Origin of the sequence: Arthrobacter sp., from assembly GCF_031179985.1 — a bacterium.
In the GTDB taxonomy this organism is placed as follows: Bacteria; Actinomycetota; Actinomycetes; order Actinomycetales; family Micrococcaceae; genus Arthrobacter.
This window is the reverse complement of record NZ_JAPSHJ010000023.1, coordinates 13,587-32,551: the sequence shown is the minus strand read 5'-3', so window position 1 is coordinate 32,551 and position 18,965 is coordinate 13,587. Positions and strand designations below refer to the sequence as shown.

General features: G+C 63.0%; 17 protein-coding genes and 1 pseudogene. 10 read left to right on the top strand and 8 right to left on the bottom strand.

Annotated features, from left to right (window positions below):
* The first annotated feature begins 137 nt into the window (after positions 1 to 137).
* The 3 genes from RIN13_RS12220 to nagB are packed head-to-tail and all read left to right on the top strand — an operon-like array spanning position 138 to position 3,433.
* Positions 138 to 1,421 carry a PTS transporter subunit EIIC gene (locus tag RIN13_RS12220; RefSeq protein ID WP_309107607.1) on the top strand — a complete coding sequence of 428 codons (1,284 nt, stop codon included), beginning with the start codon at positions 138 to 140 and terminating at the stop codon, positions 1,419 to 1,421.
* Positions 1,411 to 2,673 (top strand): amidohydrolase family protein, encoded by a 1,263-nt coding sequence (locus RIN13_RS12215; protein WP_309107606.1) that lies wholly within the window; start codon positions 1,411 to 1,413, stop codon positions 2,671 to 2,673. Before RIN13_RS12220 ends, RIN13_RS12215 begins: the two co-directional genes overlap by 11 nt.
* On the top strand, positions 2,654 to 3,433 hold the full coding sequence (gene nagB / locus RIN13_RS12210; RefSeq protein ID WP_309107633.1) for a glucosamine-6-phosphate deaminase: 780 nt from the start codon (positions 2,654 to 2,656) through the stop codon (positions 3,431 to 3,433). Before RIN13_RS12215 ends, nagB begins: the two co-directional genes overlap by 20 nt.
* A 2-nt stretch (positions 3,434 to 3,435) precedes the next feature.
* Here nagB and RIN13_RS12205 read toward each other — a convergent pair whose 3' ends face one another.
* From RIN13_RS12205 to RIN13_RS12190, 4 genes are all read right to left on the bottom strand, one after another.
* Complete coding sequence (locus RIN13_RS12205) at positions 3,436 to 4,599, bottom strand: ABC transporter ATP-binding protein (protein WP_309107605.1); 1,164 nt, start codon at positions 4,597 to 4,599, stop codon at positions 3,436 to 3,438.
* Entirely contained in the window at positions 4,596 to 6,134 is a 1,539-nt protein-coding gene (locus RIN13_RS12200; RefSeq protein ID WP_309107632.1) for an iron ABC transporter permease, read from the bottom strand. Before RIN13_RS12200 ends, RIN13_RS12205 begins: the two co-directional genes overlap by 4 nt.
* Before the next feature lie 58 nt (positions 6,135 to 6,192).
* A complete protein-coding gene (locus RIN13_RS12195; RefSeq protein WP_309107604.1) occupies positions 6,193 to 7,239 on the bottom strand; it encodes an iron ABC transporter substrate-binding protein in 1,047 nt (348 codons plus the stop codon).
* 164 nt (positions 7,240 to 7,403) lie between these two features.
* Complete coding sequence (locus tag RIN13_RS12190) at positions 7,404 to 8,621, bottom strand: glycoside hydrolase family 76 protein (RefSeq protein ID WP_309107603.1); 1,218 nt, start codon at positions 8,619 to 8,621, stop codon at positions 7,404 to 7,406.
* A gap of 116 nt (positions 8,622 to 8,737) precedes the next feature.
* On the opposite strand from RIN13_RS12190, the gene RIN13_RS12185 reads away from it, so the two are divergent.
* Both RIN13_RS12185 and RIN13_RS12180 read left to right on the top strand, forming a co-directional pair.
* On the top strand, positions 8,738 to 9,595 hold the full coding sequence (locus RIN13_RS12185) for an SDR family NAD(P)-dependent oxidoreductase (RefSeq protein ID WP_309107602.1): 858 nt from the start codon (positions 8,738 to 8,740) through the stop codon (positions 9,593 to 9,595).
* A complete protein-coding gene (locus RIN13_RS12180; protein WP_309107601.1) occupies positions 9,592 to 10,818 on the top strand; it encodes an acyl-CoA dehydrogenase family protein in 1,227 nt (408 codons plus the stop codon). Before RIN13_RS12185 ends, RIN13_RS12180 begins: the two co-directional genes overlap by 4 nt.
* A 16-nt stretch (positions 10,819 to 10,834) precedes the next feature.
* On the opposite strand, the gene RIN13_RS12175 is transcribed toward RIN13_RS12180, so the two are convergent.
* Positions 10,835 to 11,680 carry a DUF1684 domain-containing protein gene (locus tag RIN13_RS12175; RefSeq protein ID WP_309107600.1) on the bottom strand — a complete coding sequence of 282 codons (846 nt, stop codon included), beginning with the start codon at positions 11,678 to 11,680 and terminating at the stop codon, positions 10,835 to 10,837.
* 99 nt (positions 11,681 to 11,779) lie between these two features.
* Here RIN13_RS12175 and RIN13_RS12170 point away from each other — a divergent pair, with 99 nt between their 5' ends.
* From RIN13_RS12170 to RIN13_RS12160, 3 genes are all read left to right on the top strand, one after another.
* On the top strand, positions 11,780 to 12,082 hold the full coding sequence (locus RIN13_RS12170) for a hypothetical protein (RefSeq protein WP_309107599.1): 303 nt from the start codon (positions 11,780 to 11,782) through the stop codon (positions 12,080 to 12,082).
* A 176-nt stretch (positions 12,083 to 12,258) separates the two neighbouring features.
* Positions 12,259 to 15,087, top strand: coding sequence for a phosphoenolpyruvate carboxylase (gene ppc / locus RIN13_RS12165; protein ID WP_309107598.1), 2,829 nt, complete (start codon positions 12,259 to 12,261; stop codon positions 15,085 to 15,087).
* Between the two features lie 261 nt (positions 15,088 to 15,348).
* Positions 15,349 to 15,654, top strand: a complete 306-nt coding sequence (locus tag RIN13_RS12160) for a hypothetical protein (RefSeq protein ID WP_309107597.1) — start codon at positions 15,349 to 15,351, stop codon at positions 15,652 to 15,654.
* Positions 15,655 to 15,664: 10 nt separating this feature from the next.
* Here RIN13_RS12160 and RIN13_RS12155 read toward each other — a convergent pair whose 3' ends face one another.
* Entirely contained in the window at positions 15,665 to 16,291 is a 627-nt protein-coding gene (locus RIN13_RS12155) for a VTT domain-containing protein (protein WP_309107596.1), read from the bottom strand.
* 57 nt (positions 16,292 to 16,348) lie between these two features.
* The gene (locus RIN13_RS12150; protein WP_309107595.1) at positions 16,349 to 17,005 is read right to left on the bottom strand and encodes a hypothetical protein; all 657 of its coding nucleotides are present in this window, start codon (positions 17,003 to 17,005) and stop codon (positions 16,349 to 16,351) included.
* Positions 17,006 to 17,134: 129 nt separating this feature from the next.
* Between RIN13_RS12150 and RIN13_RS12145 the strand changes: the two genes are divergently transcribed.
* Positions 17,135 to 17,656 (top strand): O-acetyl-ADP-ribose deacetylase, encoded by a 522-nt coding sequence (locus tag RIN13_RS12145; RefSeq protein ID WP_309107594.1) that lies wholly within the window; start codon positions 17,135 to 17,137, stop codon positions 17,654 to 17,656.
* On the opposite strand, the gene RIN13_RS12140 is transcribed toward RIN13_RS12145, so the two are convergent.
* Positions 17,653 to 18,597 (bottom strand): pseudouridine synthase, encoded by a 945-nt coding sequence (locus RIN13_RS12140; protein ID WP_309107631.1) that lies wholly within the window; start codon positions 18,595 to 18,597, stop codon positions 17,653 to 17,655. The two genes, RIN13_RS12145 and RIN13_RS12140, sit on opposite strands and share 4 nt — an antisense overlap.
* A 170-nt stretch (positions 18,598 to 18,767) precedes the next feature.
* Here RIN13_RS12140 and RIN13_RS12135 point away from each other — a divergent pair.
* Positions 18,768 to 18,965, top strand: a pseudogene (locus RIN13_RS12135) (hypothetical protein); the annotation flags it as partial.

Here is an 18,965-nt window from a genome sequence, read left to right as displayed (position 1 = left end):
CCGGGATCGTGGTTGACAACTTAGCCCTGCACACCTCAAAGTGATGAATGCCACTGGTTATAACCAGCTGGAATGACTCTACTGAATCCCGCACTTCCGCACAAGCTTCATCGAACCGCATTGAAATGAGGATCCTCATGAGCCCAGAAAACACCGCCCCTCCCAGCGGGAGCAGCGCGCTGGCCGACCCGGCACCTGCGCCGGGAAAAGCCGCCAAGGGCAGCGGCAAGGCCCTACAGAACCTGCAGCGGTTCGGGCGCAGTCTCATGCTCCCCATTGCAGCCCTTCCGGCCGCTGCGCTTCTTTTGCGCCTGGGGCAGGACGATCTCCTCGGACGGTTCGAATCCCTCAGCACAGTTGCCCAGGTCATCGGTGCAGCAGGTGGCGCCCTCTTTGAGAACCTTCCGCTGCTCTTCGCCGTCGGCATTTCCTTTGGCTTCGCCAAGAAGGGTGACGGGTCCACGGCGCTGGCCGCCGTCGTCGGCTTCCTGGTTCTGACGAACGTGTTCAAAGTAATGGCCCCGCTGGTGCTTGGCACTGCGCCCGAGGGCGGCAAAGATCCGGTCATCAATTACGGCGTGCTGGCCGGCATCGTGATGGGTCTCACGACGGCATGGCTGTGGCAGCGGTTCCACCGCACCGCCCTGCCTGACTGGCTGGGATTCTTTGCGGGGCGTCGTCTGGTACCCATCCTTACGTCCTTTGCGGCCATCGTGATCGGCGTGGTTATGGCTCTCCTCTACCCGTTGTTCAATACGGGATTGACGGCTGTCGGGAATACCGTGGCCGACAACACGGTGGTGGGAAGCGGAGTTTACGGCACGCTCAACCGGCTGCTCATCCCGCTGGGACTGCACCACATCCTGAACTCCATTGTCTGGTTCATCATCGGTGACTACGACGGCGCCCACGGCGATTTGAACCGGTTCTTCGCCGGCGACCCAACTGCGGGTGTCTTCATGACCGGATTCTTCCCCATCATGATGTTCGCACTGCCGGCGGCCGCACTGGCAATCTGGCAGGAAGCAAAGCCAGGCCAGAAGAAGATTGTCGGCGGCGTGATGCTGTCCACCGGTCTCACCGCCTTTCTCACCGGTATTACGGAACCTTTGGAATTCTCTTTCATGTTCGTGGCCTGGCCCCTGTACCTCGTTCACGCCGTACTGACCGGGACATCGATGATGCTGGTCAATTTCCTCGGCATCCATCATGGTTTCGGGTTCTCCGCCGGAGCCATTGACTACGTCCTCAACTTCGGCATCGCCCGGAATCCGCTGTGGCTGATCCCCATCGGGTTGGGCTACGCCGCCGTCTATTATGTGGTTTTCCGGTTCGTCATCAGGCGCTGGAACCTGCGCACCATGGGACGCGAAGACGAAACTGACGAGAACGGCTCGATGGCCAAAGCCGATGCCAGCTGACAGTTCGTTGACTTTGGAAAAGAACGACGGCGGCGGGCTGGGGCTGCGGGGGCGCCTCATCACCGGCCTGCCGGGCGACGAAGTGATCGACGACGGCACGGTGGTGGTCGCAGGTGACCGCATCATGTGGTGCGGCCCGACTGCCGAACTGCCCGCCGGCGTCGACGTTGAAATAACGCGAGTGCCTTTGCTCCTGCCCGGCCTCGTCGACGTGCATTGCCACGGGGGTTTCGGGCACACCTTCTCCGCAGATCACCAGGCAGCCCGCCAGGCCGCCGGTCAGCACGCTGCCAACGGGACGACGTCGCTGCTTGCCTCGCTGGTTTCGGCACCTTCGGCCGTATTGCTTGAACAGATCCTGGTGCTGAGGGAACTGGTGGAGGAAGGGATCCTGGCGGGATTGCACCTGGAAGGGCCCTTCATCACCAAAAGCATGTGCGGGGCCCAGGACCCTGCGGCCATTATTGACGGAGACCCTGCGCTGCTGAAGCAGTGGCTCGACGCCGGCCGCGGCACTGTCCGTTCCCTTACCCTCGCCCCGGAGACTCCGAATTTTGCCGAGCTGGTGGCATTGTGCCGCGAATACGGGGTGGTCCCCTCGCTTGGCCACACGGATGCCACTGCAGCCCGGACACGGGAAGCCCTGGCGGCGACACCTCCGGATGGCAGTCAGCCTTGGTCTGCCACCCACCTGTTCAACCGGATGCCCCCGCTCGGTCACCGCTTGCCCGGACCCGTTGCTGTCCTGCTGCAGGCAGCCCAGCAAAACCCCGAACAGATGGTCCTGGAGCTCATCGCCGACGGAGTACACCTGGACCCTGAGATCGTCCGCATGGTCTTCGCCCTCGTAGGTCCGCGGTCGATCGCGCTTATTACAGATGCCATGGCAGCAGCAGGGATGGCAGATGGCCCGTACACCCTTGGCAGCCTGGAAGTGACGGTCCACGACGGAATAGCCCGGCTGAACCAGATTGGCGGAGAGGGGGTGCCCGGGGCCATAGCAGGCGGGACCAGCAGGCTCCTGGGAAACGTGCGGCGGTGCGTCGAATGGGGAATACCGCTGACTGATGCCGTCACTGCCGCGTCCTTCACCCCGGCCCGCCTTATGAACCTGAACCATGTAGGCGCCCTCCTGAAGGGATACCGGGCAGACCTGCTTGTTGCCAATGACGAACTGGAAGTGCTGCAGGTCTATCGGGCCGGCGAGCAAATTAAACGGGAAGGAAATGACTGTGCAGATAGTGCTGTGTGAATCAGCCGAACAGGTGGGTGCGCGGGCTGCCGACATTATTGAAGCCCGCATCCGGCGCGGCCCGGCAGTCCTTGGGCTGGCTACCGGCGGCAGCCCCAGGACGACGTACCTGGAACTCATCCGGCGTCACCGCGAGGAGCAACTCAGTTTCAGCCAGGCGAGGGCCTTCACGCTCGACGAGTATGCCGGGCTTCCGGCCGAACATGAACAGTCCTATTGGTCGACCATACGGCGGGAATTCGTGGATCACGTGGACCTGCCGCTCGAACACCTTTTCACCCCTCGCGGAGACGCCCCCAACCTGAGGGGAGAGGCCGAGCGCTACGATGCCGCCATTGTGTCCTCCGGAGGGGTGGACGTCCAGATCCTGGGTATCGGCGCGAATGGACACATCGGCTTCAACGAACCGACGTCGTCGCTGGAATCCCGCACCAGGGTGAAAACCCTGGCGGGAGCGACGCGGGAGGACAACGCCCGCTTCTTTCCGGAGGGAAACGTCCCGCGACTTTGCCTGACCCAGGGGCTGGGGACCATCCGGGAAGCCCGGCAGGCCGTGCTCGTAGCGATGGGCGCTAATAAAGCCAACGCCGTCCGTGGGATGGTCGAAGGGCCGGTGAGCGCCCATTGCCCTGCTTCAGTGCTGCAACTGCATCCTCGGGCCGTCGTCATCCTGGACCCAGCCGCGGCGGCAGAGCTGACCTTACTGGATTACTACCGGGAGGCACAGGAGCTCAACGAGCAGCTGATTTCTTACCCTTAAGCCTAGCCGCCAACGGGAAAAGCCACGGCCTCGCCCACCACGCGAAGGCAGAGTTCCATCCCGGGCCGGGCGATGGAGGCATTCCAATGGCGGATGGTAATGATTTCGCCTCCACCCGGGTACCGGTGATCGGCCGCCGTCCCTGCCGCAAGTTTCGGTGGAATGGCGAGCTGCAGCCGCACTGTGGTCTCGGGTCCAAAATAGTCGGTGTCCACAACTACGCCGCGGATGGGCCCGTCTTCGGCAATGCGGATCTGTTCGGGCCTGAGCATGAGCTGGACCAGGCCCTGGGCGGGGGGCCTCCGGACAGGAATTCCGCCGAGCGAGCATGTGGCCAATGACCCTTCCATCCACGCGTCCAGGATGACGGCGTCACCCAGGAACTCGGCCGTGGCGCGGTCAGTGGGACGTGTGTACACCACAAAGGGGTTGCCGATCTGGGCAAGCTTGCCGCCCCGCATCACGGCCACCTGGTCCGCGAAGGAAAGTGCTTCGGCCTGGTCGTGGGTGACCAGGATGGTGGTAACCCCGGCTTCGTTGAGAACTTTGGCTACGGCGCGTCGCGTGGCCACGCGGAGGCCGGCGTCGAGTGCTGAAAAGGGCTCATCGAGGAGCATCAGTTCCGGCTCCCGCGCCAAGGCACGGGCCAGGGCCACCCGCTGTTGCTGCCCGCCGGAGAGCTGGTGTGGCCGGCGTTTGGCCATCGAGCCGTCCAGGGAGACCATGTCCAGGAGTTCCCCGACCCGCGCCGAGACACCCTTCCGGCCTCCAGCCAGCTTCCCATGGTCGAGTCCGAACGCAATGTTCTGTCCCACTGTCAGGTGCGGGAACAGTGCTCCGTCCTGGGCCACATACCCGACGTGGCGCTTGTGCGCTGGGATCCAGACGCCGTCGCCCGCCACAGGTTTCCGGTTTAGCTCGATGGTCCCCGTCCCGGGGTGCTCGAAGCCTGCGATGAGGCGGAGGAGCGTCGTCTTACCCGAGCCGGAAGGTCCCACTATGGCAGTAGTTCCACCTTTGGCCACCGAGAGGTTGACGCCCTTGAGGACCGCCTGGGAACCAAAGTTCTTCGTGACTGACTCGATCACCAGGTGACTGTTTGTAGTCGGCTCCACCGAGGCGGAGATGCGGGGTTCGGGAAGCCGTGAGGGCTCTTGTTCTGTCACTGTCCCGCTGCTTTCTTGGACTGCTGGAAGAGAAGGTAGGTCATGGGTGCGGACAGCAGGATCATGAGCAGCGCGTAGGGTGCTGCGCCTGCATAGTCGATCTCGCTGCTCTTGTTCCAAAATGATGTTGCCAGGGTTGTGGTGCCGTTGGGGGACAGCAGCAATGTCGCTGTCAGTTCCGTCACGACGGCGAGGAAGACCAGCGCGGCTCCACCGGCAGCCGCCGGGGCGCTCAAGCGGAGCGTAACCCTGACAAAGGCCATGAACGGCGACTTGCCGAGGGCCCGGGCCGCCTCGTCCAGCTCCTTGGGGGCCTGCGCCAACCCGGCCCGGAGATTTACCAGGGCGCGCGGGATAAACAGCAGGACGTAGGCTGCCACCAACAGACCGGTGGTTTGATAAAGGTCGGGCATGACATTGATGGCAACTGTCACGAACGCCAGGCCCACCACGATTCCGGGCATTGAGCTGGTGATGTAGTTGGAAAGCTCGAGGGACTTGCTGAACCAGCCGGGGTGGCGGACGGCCAGGTACGCCATGGGAAATGCGACGACGGTGGCAGCCACTGCCCCGGCCAGCCCCAGTCCCAGGGTCTGCAGAAGCGCCGGGAGCAGTTCATCAAGGTCCCAGATTTCGGCCCCGCCAGCCACGATCCAGCGCATCACGAACCACAACGGCAGGCCGAGCGACAGCGCCGTCAGCGCCGTCATGGCCAGCTGACCCGGCACGTGGTAACTGCCAAGGGCGAGCCTGTACGGCTTGGCCTGGGCACCTGAGCCGATCCTGGCGTAGCGCGCGGTGCCGCGGCTCCGGGCTTCAAGCACCAGCAGAATCAGGCAGAAGAATACCAGGACGCTTGCAAGCATGTTTCCCGCGGTGCCGTTGAAAGTGGACGCGTACTGCTGCATGATCGCCGTCGTGAAGGTCTCGAAGCGGATCATGGCAAAGGCGCCGTATTCGGCCAGCAGGTGGAGCCCCACAAGCAGTCCTCCGCCGGTGATGGCCAGCCGCAGCTGGGGGAGGATCACCCGGAAAAACACCTGCCATGGCCCCAGCCCAAGGGCAGCGGCGGATTGCTCTATCGCAGGATCAAGGCGGGTTAGCGTGGCTGCGGCCGGAATGTAGACCAGGGGGAAGTAGGACAGTACTGCGATCAGGGAGCCGGACCAGACGCCCTCCAGGGAAGGGACGGCGGATACCCAGGAGTAGCTGTTGACGAATGCCGGAATTGCGAGCGGTGCGGCCAACAGCACCGCCCAGACCTTGTGGCCGCTGAGCGTGGTGCGCTCTACGAGCCAGGCGCTGCCCACCCCCACCACCAGGGTTGCCGGAACTACGATCAGCATCAGCAGCAGGGTATTGGCGAGCAGCTCACCAACCTTGGGCCGGAAAACCAGCTCGATGCTGGTTTCCCAGCCGGTGACCGCTGTCATGTAGATGACATAGCCGAGCGGAAGCAAGGCAAAAAGGGCCAAAAATATGGCCAGTAATGCAACGACCAATGGCGGGCGAGGGCTGCTACCCTTGCCCGCCACTGGTTTTGCCGCCTTGCCGGCGACTGTTGGCGATGCGATCACTGCGGAGAAATGATTACTAGAGAAGCCCGGCCTTGGTCATCAGCTCGGTGACCTTCTTGGAGTTGAGCTTGGACGCATCCACCGTGGGAGGATCCAGCTCTGCCAGCGGAGTGAGCTTCTCGTTGGAAGGAACGTCAGAGCCAACCGTGTACTCGAAGTCCTTGCCGGTTTGGAGGAGCTCCTGGCCCTTCTTGCCGGTGATGAACGCGAGGAACTTTTCAGCGTTTGCCTTGTTCTTGGAGGAATTGAGCACGCCACCGCCGGAGATTGAGACGAACGCCCCTGGATCCTGGTTCTTGAAGTAGTGACTGGCAATGTTCTTGGAGTTTTCGCCGGTCTTGGCCTGGTCGCCGAAGTAGTAGTAGTGGTAAATCACGCCACCCTCGATCTCGCCGGCGTTGACTGCCTTCATGACGGCGCCGTTGCCCTGATAGCCCTTGAAGTTTTCCTTCATGGCCGTCAGCCACTTCTCGGTCTCAGCCTCGCCCTTGAGCTCAAGGTAGGCGGAAACGATGGCCTGGAAGTCAGCACCTGAAGGGGAGGCTCCCCAGCGGCCCTTCCATTCAGGATTGGCCAGATCCGCGAGGGACTTGGGCAGCTTGTCTTCCGTCAGCTTTTCCTTGTTGTACACGAACACGGTGGCGCGTGCGGCGACGCCGGTCCACTTGTTGGTGGAGGGACGGTACTCCTCAGGAACCTGCTTCTTGACCTCGTCGGTCAGGTCAGCGAACAGCCCGGCGTTCTCCACCTGCGTCATTGCGGGGGAGTTCTCGGTGATGAACACATCGGCGGGGGACTTGTCGCCCTCCTGGATGATCTGGTTGGACATCTCGCTGTCCTTGCCTTGGCGCAGGGTGACCTTGATGCCGGTCTCCTTGGTGAATTCCTCGGCCCAGGCCTTGGTCATCGATTCGTGCTGCGCGTTGTAGACGGTGATCTCGCCAGAGCCTGCTGCACCAGCGGTTGCTGCGGGAGTGGCCGAACCGGAGCCACAGGCTGCCAGGCCGAGAGTGGCGGTGGCGAGGAGTGCGATTCCAGCCAGCGCGTTAGTGCGGATCTTCATGGGGGCTTCTTTCTGGGGATGCGTCAGCGGACCGGAGTCCTGTGAGCCAAGGAAAGTCAGGGGTGCTCACGGGGAAACTGTAGGTTAGCCAAACCTTACTTCCAAGCCGCAATCCGATTAAGTGACCAGTATCACAATAATTACCGCAATGTTGCGTGCCCTAATTAGCAGTGGGTACTGCTGACGGCATCCTCGAGGGTCGCGGCGGCCTCCAAAATCATCCACGACTGCAGTTGCGTGGAAAGCTCGACGGCGGCACCCGGCGGGTAGGTGACGGTCGCCGGAATGTCCGGGTTCAGAGAAAAAATCATCCTCCCTCCGTACCTGGCCAATGGTTCTCCGGCTGCGATGAGGCGTCGGCCTTCCCACAGCGAACCGGCAGTGTCTGTGACCAGTTGGGAGGCAATTGTGCGGCTGGATGCCGGAAGACGTGGATCGACGGCTGCCAACGCCAGGTATCTTGTCAGGATTCCTGTGAAGAGGCCGCCATCGCCAGTGCCCTCCCCGCGGAGTACGCGGAGGTCCTTGCCCCCTCCTGTGTGCGCAGGTCGAGCGAGCTCTCGATCGACTGCTTCAATCAAAGCGGCCGCGCGCTTCAGGTTCGGGACGCCACCCACTTCCAGCAAGGCTCCCAGTACGGGGCCCTGGTTGTAGGTGTAAACGGCGCCCACCAGCTCCTCGCTGCCGTCCGGACGTATTCGCAGCCCATCGAGATACAGGCCTTTGGCGGGGTCCAACAGTCTTGCAGCCAGCCAGTCCAACAGTTCTTGCGCCTTGACTGTGTTCCCGTTCCGTGCGTAGAAGAGGGCCACTGGCGCCGTGGCGGGAGTGTTCTTGAAGTCGCGCGTGGTGTTCCAGAAAGTGCCCCCGCCCAAGTGGTGGGTGGAGGCGGAATCAAATTGCAGCTCGAGAGCTTTCAGTGCCCTTTCATTCCTGCGGCGACGCACTCTCCGGGTTTCCTCCGCCAGCTTCTGGAGGCGCTGCGCAGCCAAAGCAAGCCAGGCCATGTCGTCGTAGTAACTGTTGACGAACGTCAGAAGGTTTCGGAGCCTGATGCCAGTGACCAGGCGTGAAGCCAGCTTCCCGGCACTCGGCCGTCCATCGCCGTCGAACGGGCGTTTTTGGGTCAGCTCCCGGCGGCCCGTATCCACCAGGCAATCGAGGTAATGGGCCTGCCACCAGTAATGCCAGGGTTTGCTGGGGCTCGGCAGGCGCCCGGAGGGACGCTGTACGGCGGCAAGATGCGTTCCGGGAAGGAAGCACACGCGATGCCCAAACATCCGGTTGACCGACCTGGCGGCCTCGTCCGCCCGGGAAGCCCAAAGTGAATCCCTCACAGAATCCTTGGCGTACGGAGGCAATGGAGCGTTGGGATCACCCATGGTGCCAGCCTAGCGGGCCCCGGAGACAACAGGCGGAGGTGCGTTCTCCGGGAATTCCAGTTAACATGCATTAACTAACGGTCGAGGCAGGCCGGGTTCCACATCAAGGAGGATGCATGGATATCAGCGGGGCTGTCGCGCTAATTACAGGGGGAGCTTCCGGGCTGGGGGCAGCGACGGCCAGGCGTCTTTTTCAGGCGGGAGCTTCCGTGGTCCTGCTGGATCTGGCTTCCTCCTCCGGTGCCGCCTACGCCGCTGGGCTCAACGAAGCCGGCCGGGCGAACGCCGCCATCGCGACCCCCGGGCTTGCCACTGCGGACACCGCGAACGCCGGGAGCCCGCCGTCGAACTCTGCCGTCTTTGCAGCAGCAGACGTGACCGACGAACGTGACGTTCAAGCCGCCGTCAACGCCGCCACGGCGCTGGGGCCGCTGCGGATAGTGGTGAACTGTGCGGGCATCGCCACACCGGGTAAAGTCCTTGGCCGCGATGGTGTGCTCCCGTTGGAGGCCTTCAACCGCGTGATCCAGATCAATCTCGTGGGCACCTTCAATGTGGTCAGGCTCGCTGCGGCAGCCATGGCCTCCACTGAGCCGGTGATCACTGAACTCGGTGGACCCGAACGCGGAGTCATTATCAACACGGCTTCGGTGGCCGCCTTTGAGGGGCAGATCGGCCAGCCTGCCTATGCTGCGTCCAAGGGTGCTGTCGCCGCCATGACCCTTCCACTGGCCCGCGAACTGGCGAGGTCCCTGATCCGGGTGAACACCATCGCCCCAGGAATCTTCGAAACGCCGATGATGGCCGGGCTGCCCCAGGAAGCCCAGGAATCGCTGGGCCGGCAGGTGCCGCACCCCGCGCGTCTGGGCCGCCCGGAGGAGTATGCCAACCTGGCTGCCCACCTCGTTGAGAACGCCATGATCAACGGCGAAACCATTCGCCTCGACGGTGCCATCCGTATGGGTCCCAAATGACGGCGGAACGGTTGTCACCTGACGCTTCACCGGTGGAATCGCTGCCGACGGCGGACTTCTTCCAGTTCGAGTCGCTGCTGAACCCCGCCGAACAGGCCAAGCTGAACCAGTTGCGGGAGTTCCTGGCTGAGGAAATCGCACCGTATGCAACGCAGTGGTGGAACGACGCCGAATTCCCGGCGCACATCCTGCCCAAGCTGGCGGAACTCCAGTTGAGCACCCCTGCGCAGCGCGGTTACAGCCACCTTTTCGCGGGCCTTGTTATTGCGGAAATGACCCGGGTTGACACATCGATCGCCACGTTTTTCCTCGTGCATCACGACCTTTTCGTGGAGGCGCTGTACGGGTTCGGCTCTGAAGAGCAAAGGGCGCGGCTGCTCCTTGATGCCGCTAACCTCCGCACCACGGGGGCCTTCGCCCTGACCGAGCCGCAGCACGGCTCCGATGTGGCCGGCGGAATGGAGACGCGGGCCCGGCGGATCTCCTCCGTCACGGGAGAGGCCGACGAGGGCGGCGACAGCTGGGTGCTTAACGGCGCAAAGCGGTGGATCGGCAACGGGACGTTCTGCGATTACCTGCTGGTCTGGGCCCGGGACGAATCCAACGGCGCCGTCAGGGGCTTCATCGTGGATGCAACACTTCCGGGCCTCACCAGAAGCCGCATCGAGAATAAGATCGCCCTGCGCACGGTTCAGAACGCCGACATTGTCTTCCAGAACGTCATGGTTGCCGAGGCCGACCGTTTTTCCGGCATCGGCAGTTTCGAAGACACCAAGGAATTGCTGCGGGGTTCCCGGATCATGGTGGCCTGGCAGGCGGTGGGTCAGCAGCTGGCGGCGTTCGACGTCGCCCGTCAGTACGCACTGGAGCGTGAACAGTTCGGCAGGCCGCTGGCGAAGTTCCAGCTCATCCAGCAGCAACTGGTGACAATGCTCGGCAACGCCGTCGCAAGCCTGGGCATGATGGTGCGGATCGCCCAACTCCAGGAGGAGGGCAGCGCAGACATGGCGCAGGTGGCCCTGGCCAAGTCGTACACAAGTGCCAGGATGCGGGAAACCGTTGCCCTGGGGCGGTCCATTCTGGGCGGCAACGGGATTGTCACGGACTACCGGATGGCCAAGATCTTCGCCGACGCCGAAGCCATTTACACCTACGAGGGCTCGTTCGAGATCAACTCGCTCATTGTGGGCCGGGCTGTTACCGGGGTGTCTGCCATCGCCTAGTAGTTCGCCCCCCCAACTAGCCCAGGCTTCCCGCCGGCAGTTTCTCGCCTGCTGTCACCTCGACGTCGATCGAATTTCCCTTGACCGGCATGGGGCAGGTGCCGTACGGAGTGAAGGCGCTGGGGTAGTTGATGGCACGGTTGAAGTCGATCACCACAGAGCCGTCCGGGCGTGGGCGCGGGATGAAGACCTTGCGCCATTCATCCGTGGACATGCCGTTCGTTTCGTCATGGAAGGTGACTGTGAGGGCCCCAAGTTTCTCTTCCTCGGCATGGAGGCGTATTTCATGCGGAATCCCAGGAGCCCGGAACACCACTTCCCCCACTGAGCGGTGAACGCCGTCCACCAAGGGATTAGCAGTGGCGATCGGCACGTCCACGGGCTCCGGGTAGGACTCGAACCTTCCTTGGATCACCCAGCCGGGATCGTAATCAAAGGTGGGCACGCCGTCGAACTCCGTGAACACCGGCGAGCGTGAATCCCGGGTGCGGATGGCGTATTTGTGGGCGCGCCTGACGAGTTCCACTATCACCTGCTTGCCGTCCCCGCCGCCGAACTGCACCCACATCAGCGATTCCTCGTTCGCCAAAGAGGCAGAAATTGTGCCGTCAACGGGCTCCCCGGTCTCCACAAGCGTGAGTCCGTCTTTCGCCGCAGCGGTGAGGAACGCCGTCGCGCCCTTGGCTGAGCCCGTACCGTCTGTTGACCAGAGTCCGGGCACAAGGTCCACCCGGGCCGGCCGGTTCTCCAGCCATTGGAAGGATGTCAGTGTCAGCCAGCCGTGTTCGCTGGCAAGGGCCGTATTCCGGCTCTTCCGGAAGCGCTGCCAACGCTCCACTTGGGCATCAGGCGTGGTGCTCATGGTTCCTCACGTTCTGCGTTGGCTCCTGCATGCTCCTGCGTTGGCATCAACAGCAGTCCACCATGGTCCATTCCCCGCTTCCAGGCGTAGGCTCAGGATATGGCGGCGGAGGCGTTGATCACGGTCTTGGTATGCGTGGCTCTGGTGGTGCTGTTTACCCTGGGTGGCATGTCGATGCTGAAACACGGTGTGAGTACCAAGGGCGCGGCTGGAACGCTGGGCAGTGCTCTAGGCGTTATCGACCCCTACACCGGCGCGCCCACCTACGCTCCGGGTGCTGCCCGGGAGGAAATGAAACAACACAAGCACGAGGCGCCGTCGTCGGGGAATGGGCTGGATCCCTCCACCGTGTACTCGGGAAAGATTTCCTTCCCGGACCCCTCGGCTTCCAGCCGCGCTTGAACGACTCCAGGCACGCCCGCAGGCCGCCTGTAATGCTGACATTTTCTGAGACAAATTCCCGTCACTAAGGGTGCTGCGGGTAACATCCCCTAGGAACAAGTAACCCGGCTCACAGTATCCAGCGCAGTGTACGAGCCAAGTCCGAACCCTTTCCAATCCCCCGAAAGATAGCTTCCATGGCTGACACTGCATTGAATTCCAGCACCGATCTCGCCAGCACAGACCTGGCTTCCGAACTGCGCGCGGACGTCCGGCGCGTGTCCACGCTCCTGGGCGAATCCCTGGTCCGCCAGCACGGCCCTGAGCTGCTGGACCTTGTTGAGCAGGTCCGCCTCCTGACCAAGGAATCCAAGGAAGCGGCCCGCGGCGGGGCCCAGGCGACAGGCCCGTGGAGCGCGCACGACGTCGTCGCCCAGGTCCGCGAGCTGCTCGGCTCCCTGCCGCTTGAGCAGGCAACAGATCTGGTGCGCGCCTTCGCTTTTTACTTCCACCTCGCCAACGCGGCCGAGCAGGTTCACCGTGTCCGCGGACTCCGCACCCGGCAGGAGAAGGATGGCTGGCTGGCCAAGGCCGTGGCCGACATCGCCAGCCAGGCAGGTCCCGCTGTCCTGCAGACCGTGGTGAATGAGCTTGACGTCCGCCCCATCTTCACTGCCCATCCCACTGAGGCATCCCGGCGGTCAGTGCTGGATAAGATCCGGCGATTGTCGGACATCCTTGCCGAATCCACGGAAGAAGGAACGTCGGCCCGCCGTCGGCAGGACAGGCAGCTCTCCGAAGTTATTGACCAGATGTGGCAGACGGACGAGCTCCGCCAGGTCCGTCCCACTCCTGTGGATGAGGCCCGGAACGCCATCTACTACCTGAACAGCATCCTCACCGACGCGATGCCGGAAATGCTGACTGATCTCTCCGAGCTCCTGGCCGAACAGGGTGTGACGCTGCCGGCTCAGAACGCGCCCATCCGTTTCGGTTCCTGGATCGGCGGGGACCGCGACGGCAACCCCAACGTGACAGCCTCCGTAACGCGGGAGATCCTCCAGCTTCAGAACCAGCACGCTGTCCGGATCAGCATCACCATGATCGACGAGCTGATTTCCATCCTGTCCAACTCCACAGCCCTCGCCGGCGCCGACCAGGAACTGCTCGACTCCATCGAGGCGGATCTCGCCAAGCTGCCCGGGCTGGACCGGCGCGTCCTGGAACTCAACGCGCAGGAACCGTACCGGCTCAAGCTGACCTGTATCAAGGCCAAGCTGCTGAACACGGTCAAGCGCGTGGGGGCGGGCTCAGCCCACGAGCATGGCAGGGACTACATCTCCACCGCCGAGCTCATCGAAGACTTCGAGCTCCTGGAAAACTCGCTGCGGCACCATTCTGCATCCCTTGCAGCTGACGGTGCGCTCGCCCGGGTCCGCCGGGCCATCTCATCCTTCGGACTCCACCTCGCCACGCTGGATATCCGCGAACATGCCGACCACCACCATGACGCCGTCGGCCAGCTGATGGACCGTCTGGGCGGACCAGGGATCCGGTACGCCGAACTCAGCCGCCCCGAGCGATTCGACGTGCTGGGCGCTGAACTTGCCTCCCGCCGTCCGCTGTCAGGTCACCCCATTAAGCTCGACGGCGCCGCCGACGGCACGTACGACGTCTTCCGTGAGATCCGCCGTGCCCTGCGCACTTACGGCCCGGATGTCATCGAGACGTACATCATCTCCATGACCCGTGGAGCCGATGACGTGCTGGCTGCGGCTGTGCTTGCGCGTGAAGCCGGCCTCGTTAGCCTCTTCGGTGAGGCGCCGTACGCCAGGATCGGGTTCGCGCCACTGCTGGAAACAGTAGAAGAGCTCCGGGCCTCGGCCGAAATCGTGGACCAGTTGCTTTCCAACGCGTCGTACCGGGAACTGGTCCGGCTGCGCGGCGATATCCAGGAAATCATGCTGGGGTACTCGGACTCCAACAAGGAATCCGGCGTGATGACGAGCCAGTGGGAGATCCACAAGACCCAGCGGAAGCTCCGTGACGTGGCCGCGAAGCACGGTGTCCGTGTGCGTCTTTTCCACGGCCGTGGCGGTTCCGTTGGCCGTGGCGGTGGTCCCACTTACGATGCCATCATGGCGCAGCCCAACGGTGTGCTGGAAGGCGAAATCAAGTTCACTGAGCAGGGCGAGGTCATCTCGGACAAGTACTCACTGCCCGAACTGGCGCGGGAGAACCTCGAACTGTCCCTGGCCGCCGTGATGCAGGGCTCAGCTCTGCACCGCAGCCCGCGTACCTCTGATGACGAGCGTGTCCGCTACGGCCACGTTATGGAGATCATTTCCGACGCCGCGTTTGACCAGTACCGGACTCTTATTGATGATCCCGACCTGCCGGCCTACTTCCTGGCGTCGACGCCGGTGGAGCAACTGGGCTCGCTGAACATCGGCTCCCGCCCGTCCAAACGCCCGGATTCCGGTGCAGGACTGGGCGGCCTGCGTGCCATTCCGTGGGTGTTCGGCTGGACCCAGTCACGGCAGATCGTGCCGGGCTGGTTCGGCGTCGGCTCCGGGTTGAAGGCAGCCAGGGAAGCCGGTCACGCAGGCGAGCTGGTTGAGATGATGGACCGCTGGCACTTTTTCCGCTCGGTCCTGTCCAACGTGGAAATGACGCTGGCCAAGACCGATCTGGACATCGCCGGCTACTACGTTTCATCGCTGGTCCCTGAAGAACTGCACCACCTGTTCCGCACCATCCGGGCGGAGTACGAGCTCACGGTCACCGAGATCCAGAACCTCACCGGCGAAAACGTCCTGCTCGACGCCCAGCCCACGTTGAAGCGGTCCCTGGAAATCCGAGACCAGTACCTTGACCCCATCAGCTACCTGCAGGTGGAGCTGCTGCGCCGCATCCGGGCCGAGGCCACTGAGGGCATTTCCGGTGCCGAGATCGATGAGCGCCTCCAGCGGGCAATGCTCATCACTGTCAACGGCGTGGCAGCAGGGCTCCGCAACACCGGCTAGTCGCCACTCTCCGCCGTCTCCTCCTCCAACCGACGCTCCCTCACGTCCTGCACGTTTTTGGCCCACCCTCCCTCACATCCTGCACGTTTTTGGGTGACGCTCTTTCACGTTTCGCGGGTTTTTGGGTAACGCTCCCTCACGTTCGCAGGTTTTTGGGTAACGCTCCCTCACAACCCGCACCCAATTCCGCCGACCTCACGAAAAGTGAGGGAGGGTTTGGGTTTTGGTTGCGAAAGGTGAGGGAGGGTTAGGGTGGGATTTATGCCGTCGTTCCAGACCAGACTCAAGATCACGGGGCTGCGGCCTGGTAACCCACCGGAAGCGGTGATGGCCGCGGGCGTTGAAGCCTTGGAGACGCGCCATCACGTCGAATCCAACCAGCTGAATATTGCCGCTGGTGTGCCGCAGCTGAACCTCCGCTTTCTTGTGGAGGCGACCGAGTACAGCGGTGAAAACAGCCAGGCGAGATTGTCGGCGTCGATGATGCGCGACGCCGTCGAACGGGTCGCGGTGACCGGCTCCCTGCAGGTGCTTCGCCGGAACCGAGGACGCTGGGCGCCGATTTAGCTTGTGCCAGTCAGGACGGGCTGGGATCTGTCTCAGGTTCCTCGACGGGGGACCGGCTCCCTCGGCGGCGGGTGGCGATCATGCCCACAATCGCGCCGATGACCAGCCCAACCGCGACGCCGATCAGTGAACTCGCCCAAAACGGTAAACCAGTGGCGGTGCCCGTGAAATATCCGAGGCCCACGAGCCAGGCGGCCCAAAGAACAGCGCCGATTCCGGCGCAAAGATTGAAGGAGCGCGTGGTGACGTCGGCAATCCCGGCGGCGGCCGACGTCGCCAGCCGGCCTCCAGGGATAAACCTGACGCCGATGATGGCGCCGTAGGTGGAGGAACGCCCGGCTTTCTCAATGGCGCGATGCATGCCCTGGTGCAGCTTCCGCCCCCACGGCCACCTGTCCAAGACGTGGCTGAGCCGGCGTTTGAAGAGCTGAAACACCACCACGTCGCCAACCCATGATGAGATGGCAGCGACCAGTCCCACCAGGAAGACGCTGGCGCGCCCGTCGGCCGAGAGCGCTCCGCCGGTGATCACCACCATCTCGGAAGGGACAAGGGGAAATACGGCATCGGCCAGGACCAGGGGAATGAGCCAAAAGTAGATGGCGGCTCCCCAGCTGTCCGCATTGCCGATGTCCATGGCCACAAAATACCGTACTTGCCGCGGGTTGAATCCGTGCCGTCCGGAGTCCGGGCGTCACGCTTCCTGATTGGCGGTGGGAAGTTGCGCTTTTACCTGACTGTGGCTCAGATGCCTGCCCGCCCGGAAATACCAGTAGGGCCAGGCAACCCATGCGGTTGCTCCCAAGGCAATTCCCGCACCGCCTGCAGTCCAACGCAGCCACTCAGGCGCCGCTTCCGTAAAGGCGACAGCCGACAACGGGAGGGCAGCGAGCATTGCTCCACCGATGAACACCCCGAGCCTGGCCAGGCTCTTTGGATACCCATTCATCCTGAGCAGCCTCCGATGGACAAGGAAGAACCACGCGCCCTGAATCACAATGGCCGTCACGGAGATACTTGTTGAGGTGGCGAAATCCAGCTGGTCGAAAACCAGCAGGAAGGAGCTGACGGAACCCGCCACACAGGCCGTCACAACAGTCCACTTGCCGACCTGTGTCCAAAGCGAGGGGTCCAGGCGGCGATGCACTTGAAGGATGACGGGAATGACCACCAGGTTGAAGAGGCCCCCGGTGAAATCGTTTATTGTTCCAAAAATGAAGGGGCCGTTCTTAGGCACTTCTATCGCGAACATCAGCCCGAGAGTCGCAACACCGACGACGCCAAGTCCAGCGGCAGTGTAGGCATATTTGGCCGCTGTCCGGTCACCGGGAATTTCCCTCGGGAGGTCCATGACAGGTCCTTTCACCTCATGAGACCCAAGCGGCGTAGGACTGCCACCCGAAGGCAATTCTAATCCTGCTCGAGGCTCTACGGCAGGGCCTGCCTGCCTTCCGTTGGATGCCGGTGCCAGACTTAAGCTATGCGCATCGAGATCCTTGAAGGTGACATCACAACCCGTCCTGTCGACGCCATAGTCAACGCCGCGAACTCGTCATTGCTTGGGGGTGGAGGAGTCGACGGCGCCATTCACCGTGCGGCAGGGCCTCATTTGTTGGAGGCATGCCGTGAAATCCGGGTAACTCTGCTGCCAGGAGGGCTGCCGGTGGGCGGAGCGGTGGTCACCCCCGGATTCCACCTCCCGGCGCGCTGGGTTATCCACACCGTGGGCCCCAACCGGCATGTGGGAGAGACGGATCCGATGCTGCTGAGATCGTGTTTCCGGGAGAGCCTCCGTGCCGCGGATTCGCTGGGTGCTCAATCCATCGCCTTCCCTGCCATCAGCGCAGGAGTTTACGGCTGGGATGCGGGGGAGGTTGCGAAAGCCGCGTCGGCAGCTTTGGATAATTTCGCCGAGGAGACGACCGCAAGCTCACTTGAGGTCGTGGAGTTTGTCCTCTTCAGCACGCCGACTGCGGACGCGTTCCGGCGCATTTTTGGCTAAGTTTTTTGGTGTGTGTGGGGAGCGTGGCTCAATTGCAGCCTGCTGCGGTACTCCACGGGTTCCTGGGTGATGGGGTCCACGAACCGCACGCCGCGTGCCAACAACTGCAGGGGCTTGTTGTAATCGTCCGGGGCTTTGTCCAGCAGGTCAGGATAGAAGGCGTCGTTAAGGATGCCGAGCCCGAGCGAGGCCATGTGCACCCGGAGCTGGTGGGTCTTGCCTGAATGCGGTTCCAGGCGATAGAGCGCGCGCTGCCGGCCGCCGTCGTCGTACGTTGTGATCCTTTCAATGCGGGTTTCCGCATTGGGTTCACCGACGATGACTTCAGCCAGCAGATAGCTGCGGGACTTGGTCATGCGGTTTCGCACGACGACTGGGTACTCGACGGCGGCGTACCCGGCCGCCGGCTCAGCGGCGGCTACGCACTCGTACTCCTTCTGCAGCTGGCGCTTCTCGAACAGCACCTGGTACTTTCCGCGGGTCTCAGGATTGGTGGAGAGGAGCAGAAGCCCCGCTGTCATCCTGTCCAGGCGGTGCATGGGAATCAGATCGGGAAGGTTGAGCTGGTTCCGGAGCCGCACGAGGGCCGATTCCTGGATGTAGGTTCCGCCGGGAGTCGTGGGGAGGAAATGCGGCTTGTCCACTACGAGGAGGTGCTCGTCCTGATGCAGGATGTTCAGTTCCACGGGGATGCGCGTTTCCGGCGGCAACGTCCGGTAGTACCAAATGAAGGTGTGGTCCTCCAGTTTTGTGGTCCGGCTAAGAGGGATTCCGCCTTCTCCAACGATCTCCCCGGCGTCGAACCTGTCCTCAATTCCCTGCGGATCGATGTGGCCCCAGCGGTGCATCATGTAATCCATCGCCGTCGTCCACGGACCCTCGACCGGCAGGCGCAGGCGGGTCGCGTTCACGCCGTCGCGTACGGGGAGGGGGGATTGCATCACGGGTCCATTCTACGTGGGGCCCAGGATGCCGAATTCGCCGCCAACCCGCTCGGCTTCGGACCCCTCTCCGGCCAACCACTCACCCCTGTCAGCCTCCCGCCGGTTCGGCGGTTCCCTGCGCGCTCGACGTTCGGCAGCATCGACCCAGCAGGGAACCATCGAACTGGGGCACCGTCACGGAGTGCGTGCTTCAGGCGACGCCGGCGTCATACCTGATCTCGCCGGTGGTGCTTGCGTCGGTAGCTCCCGATCCTCACCGGTTCTCGGACCGGTTCTCTGCCTTCTGGCTGCTGGCGCTCGCCGTCCGGACAGTCCAGGCGTGGAATTGGAGCTCGACGGCGTCGGGCGGCTTGCGGCGGCCTGGG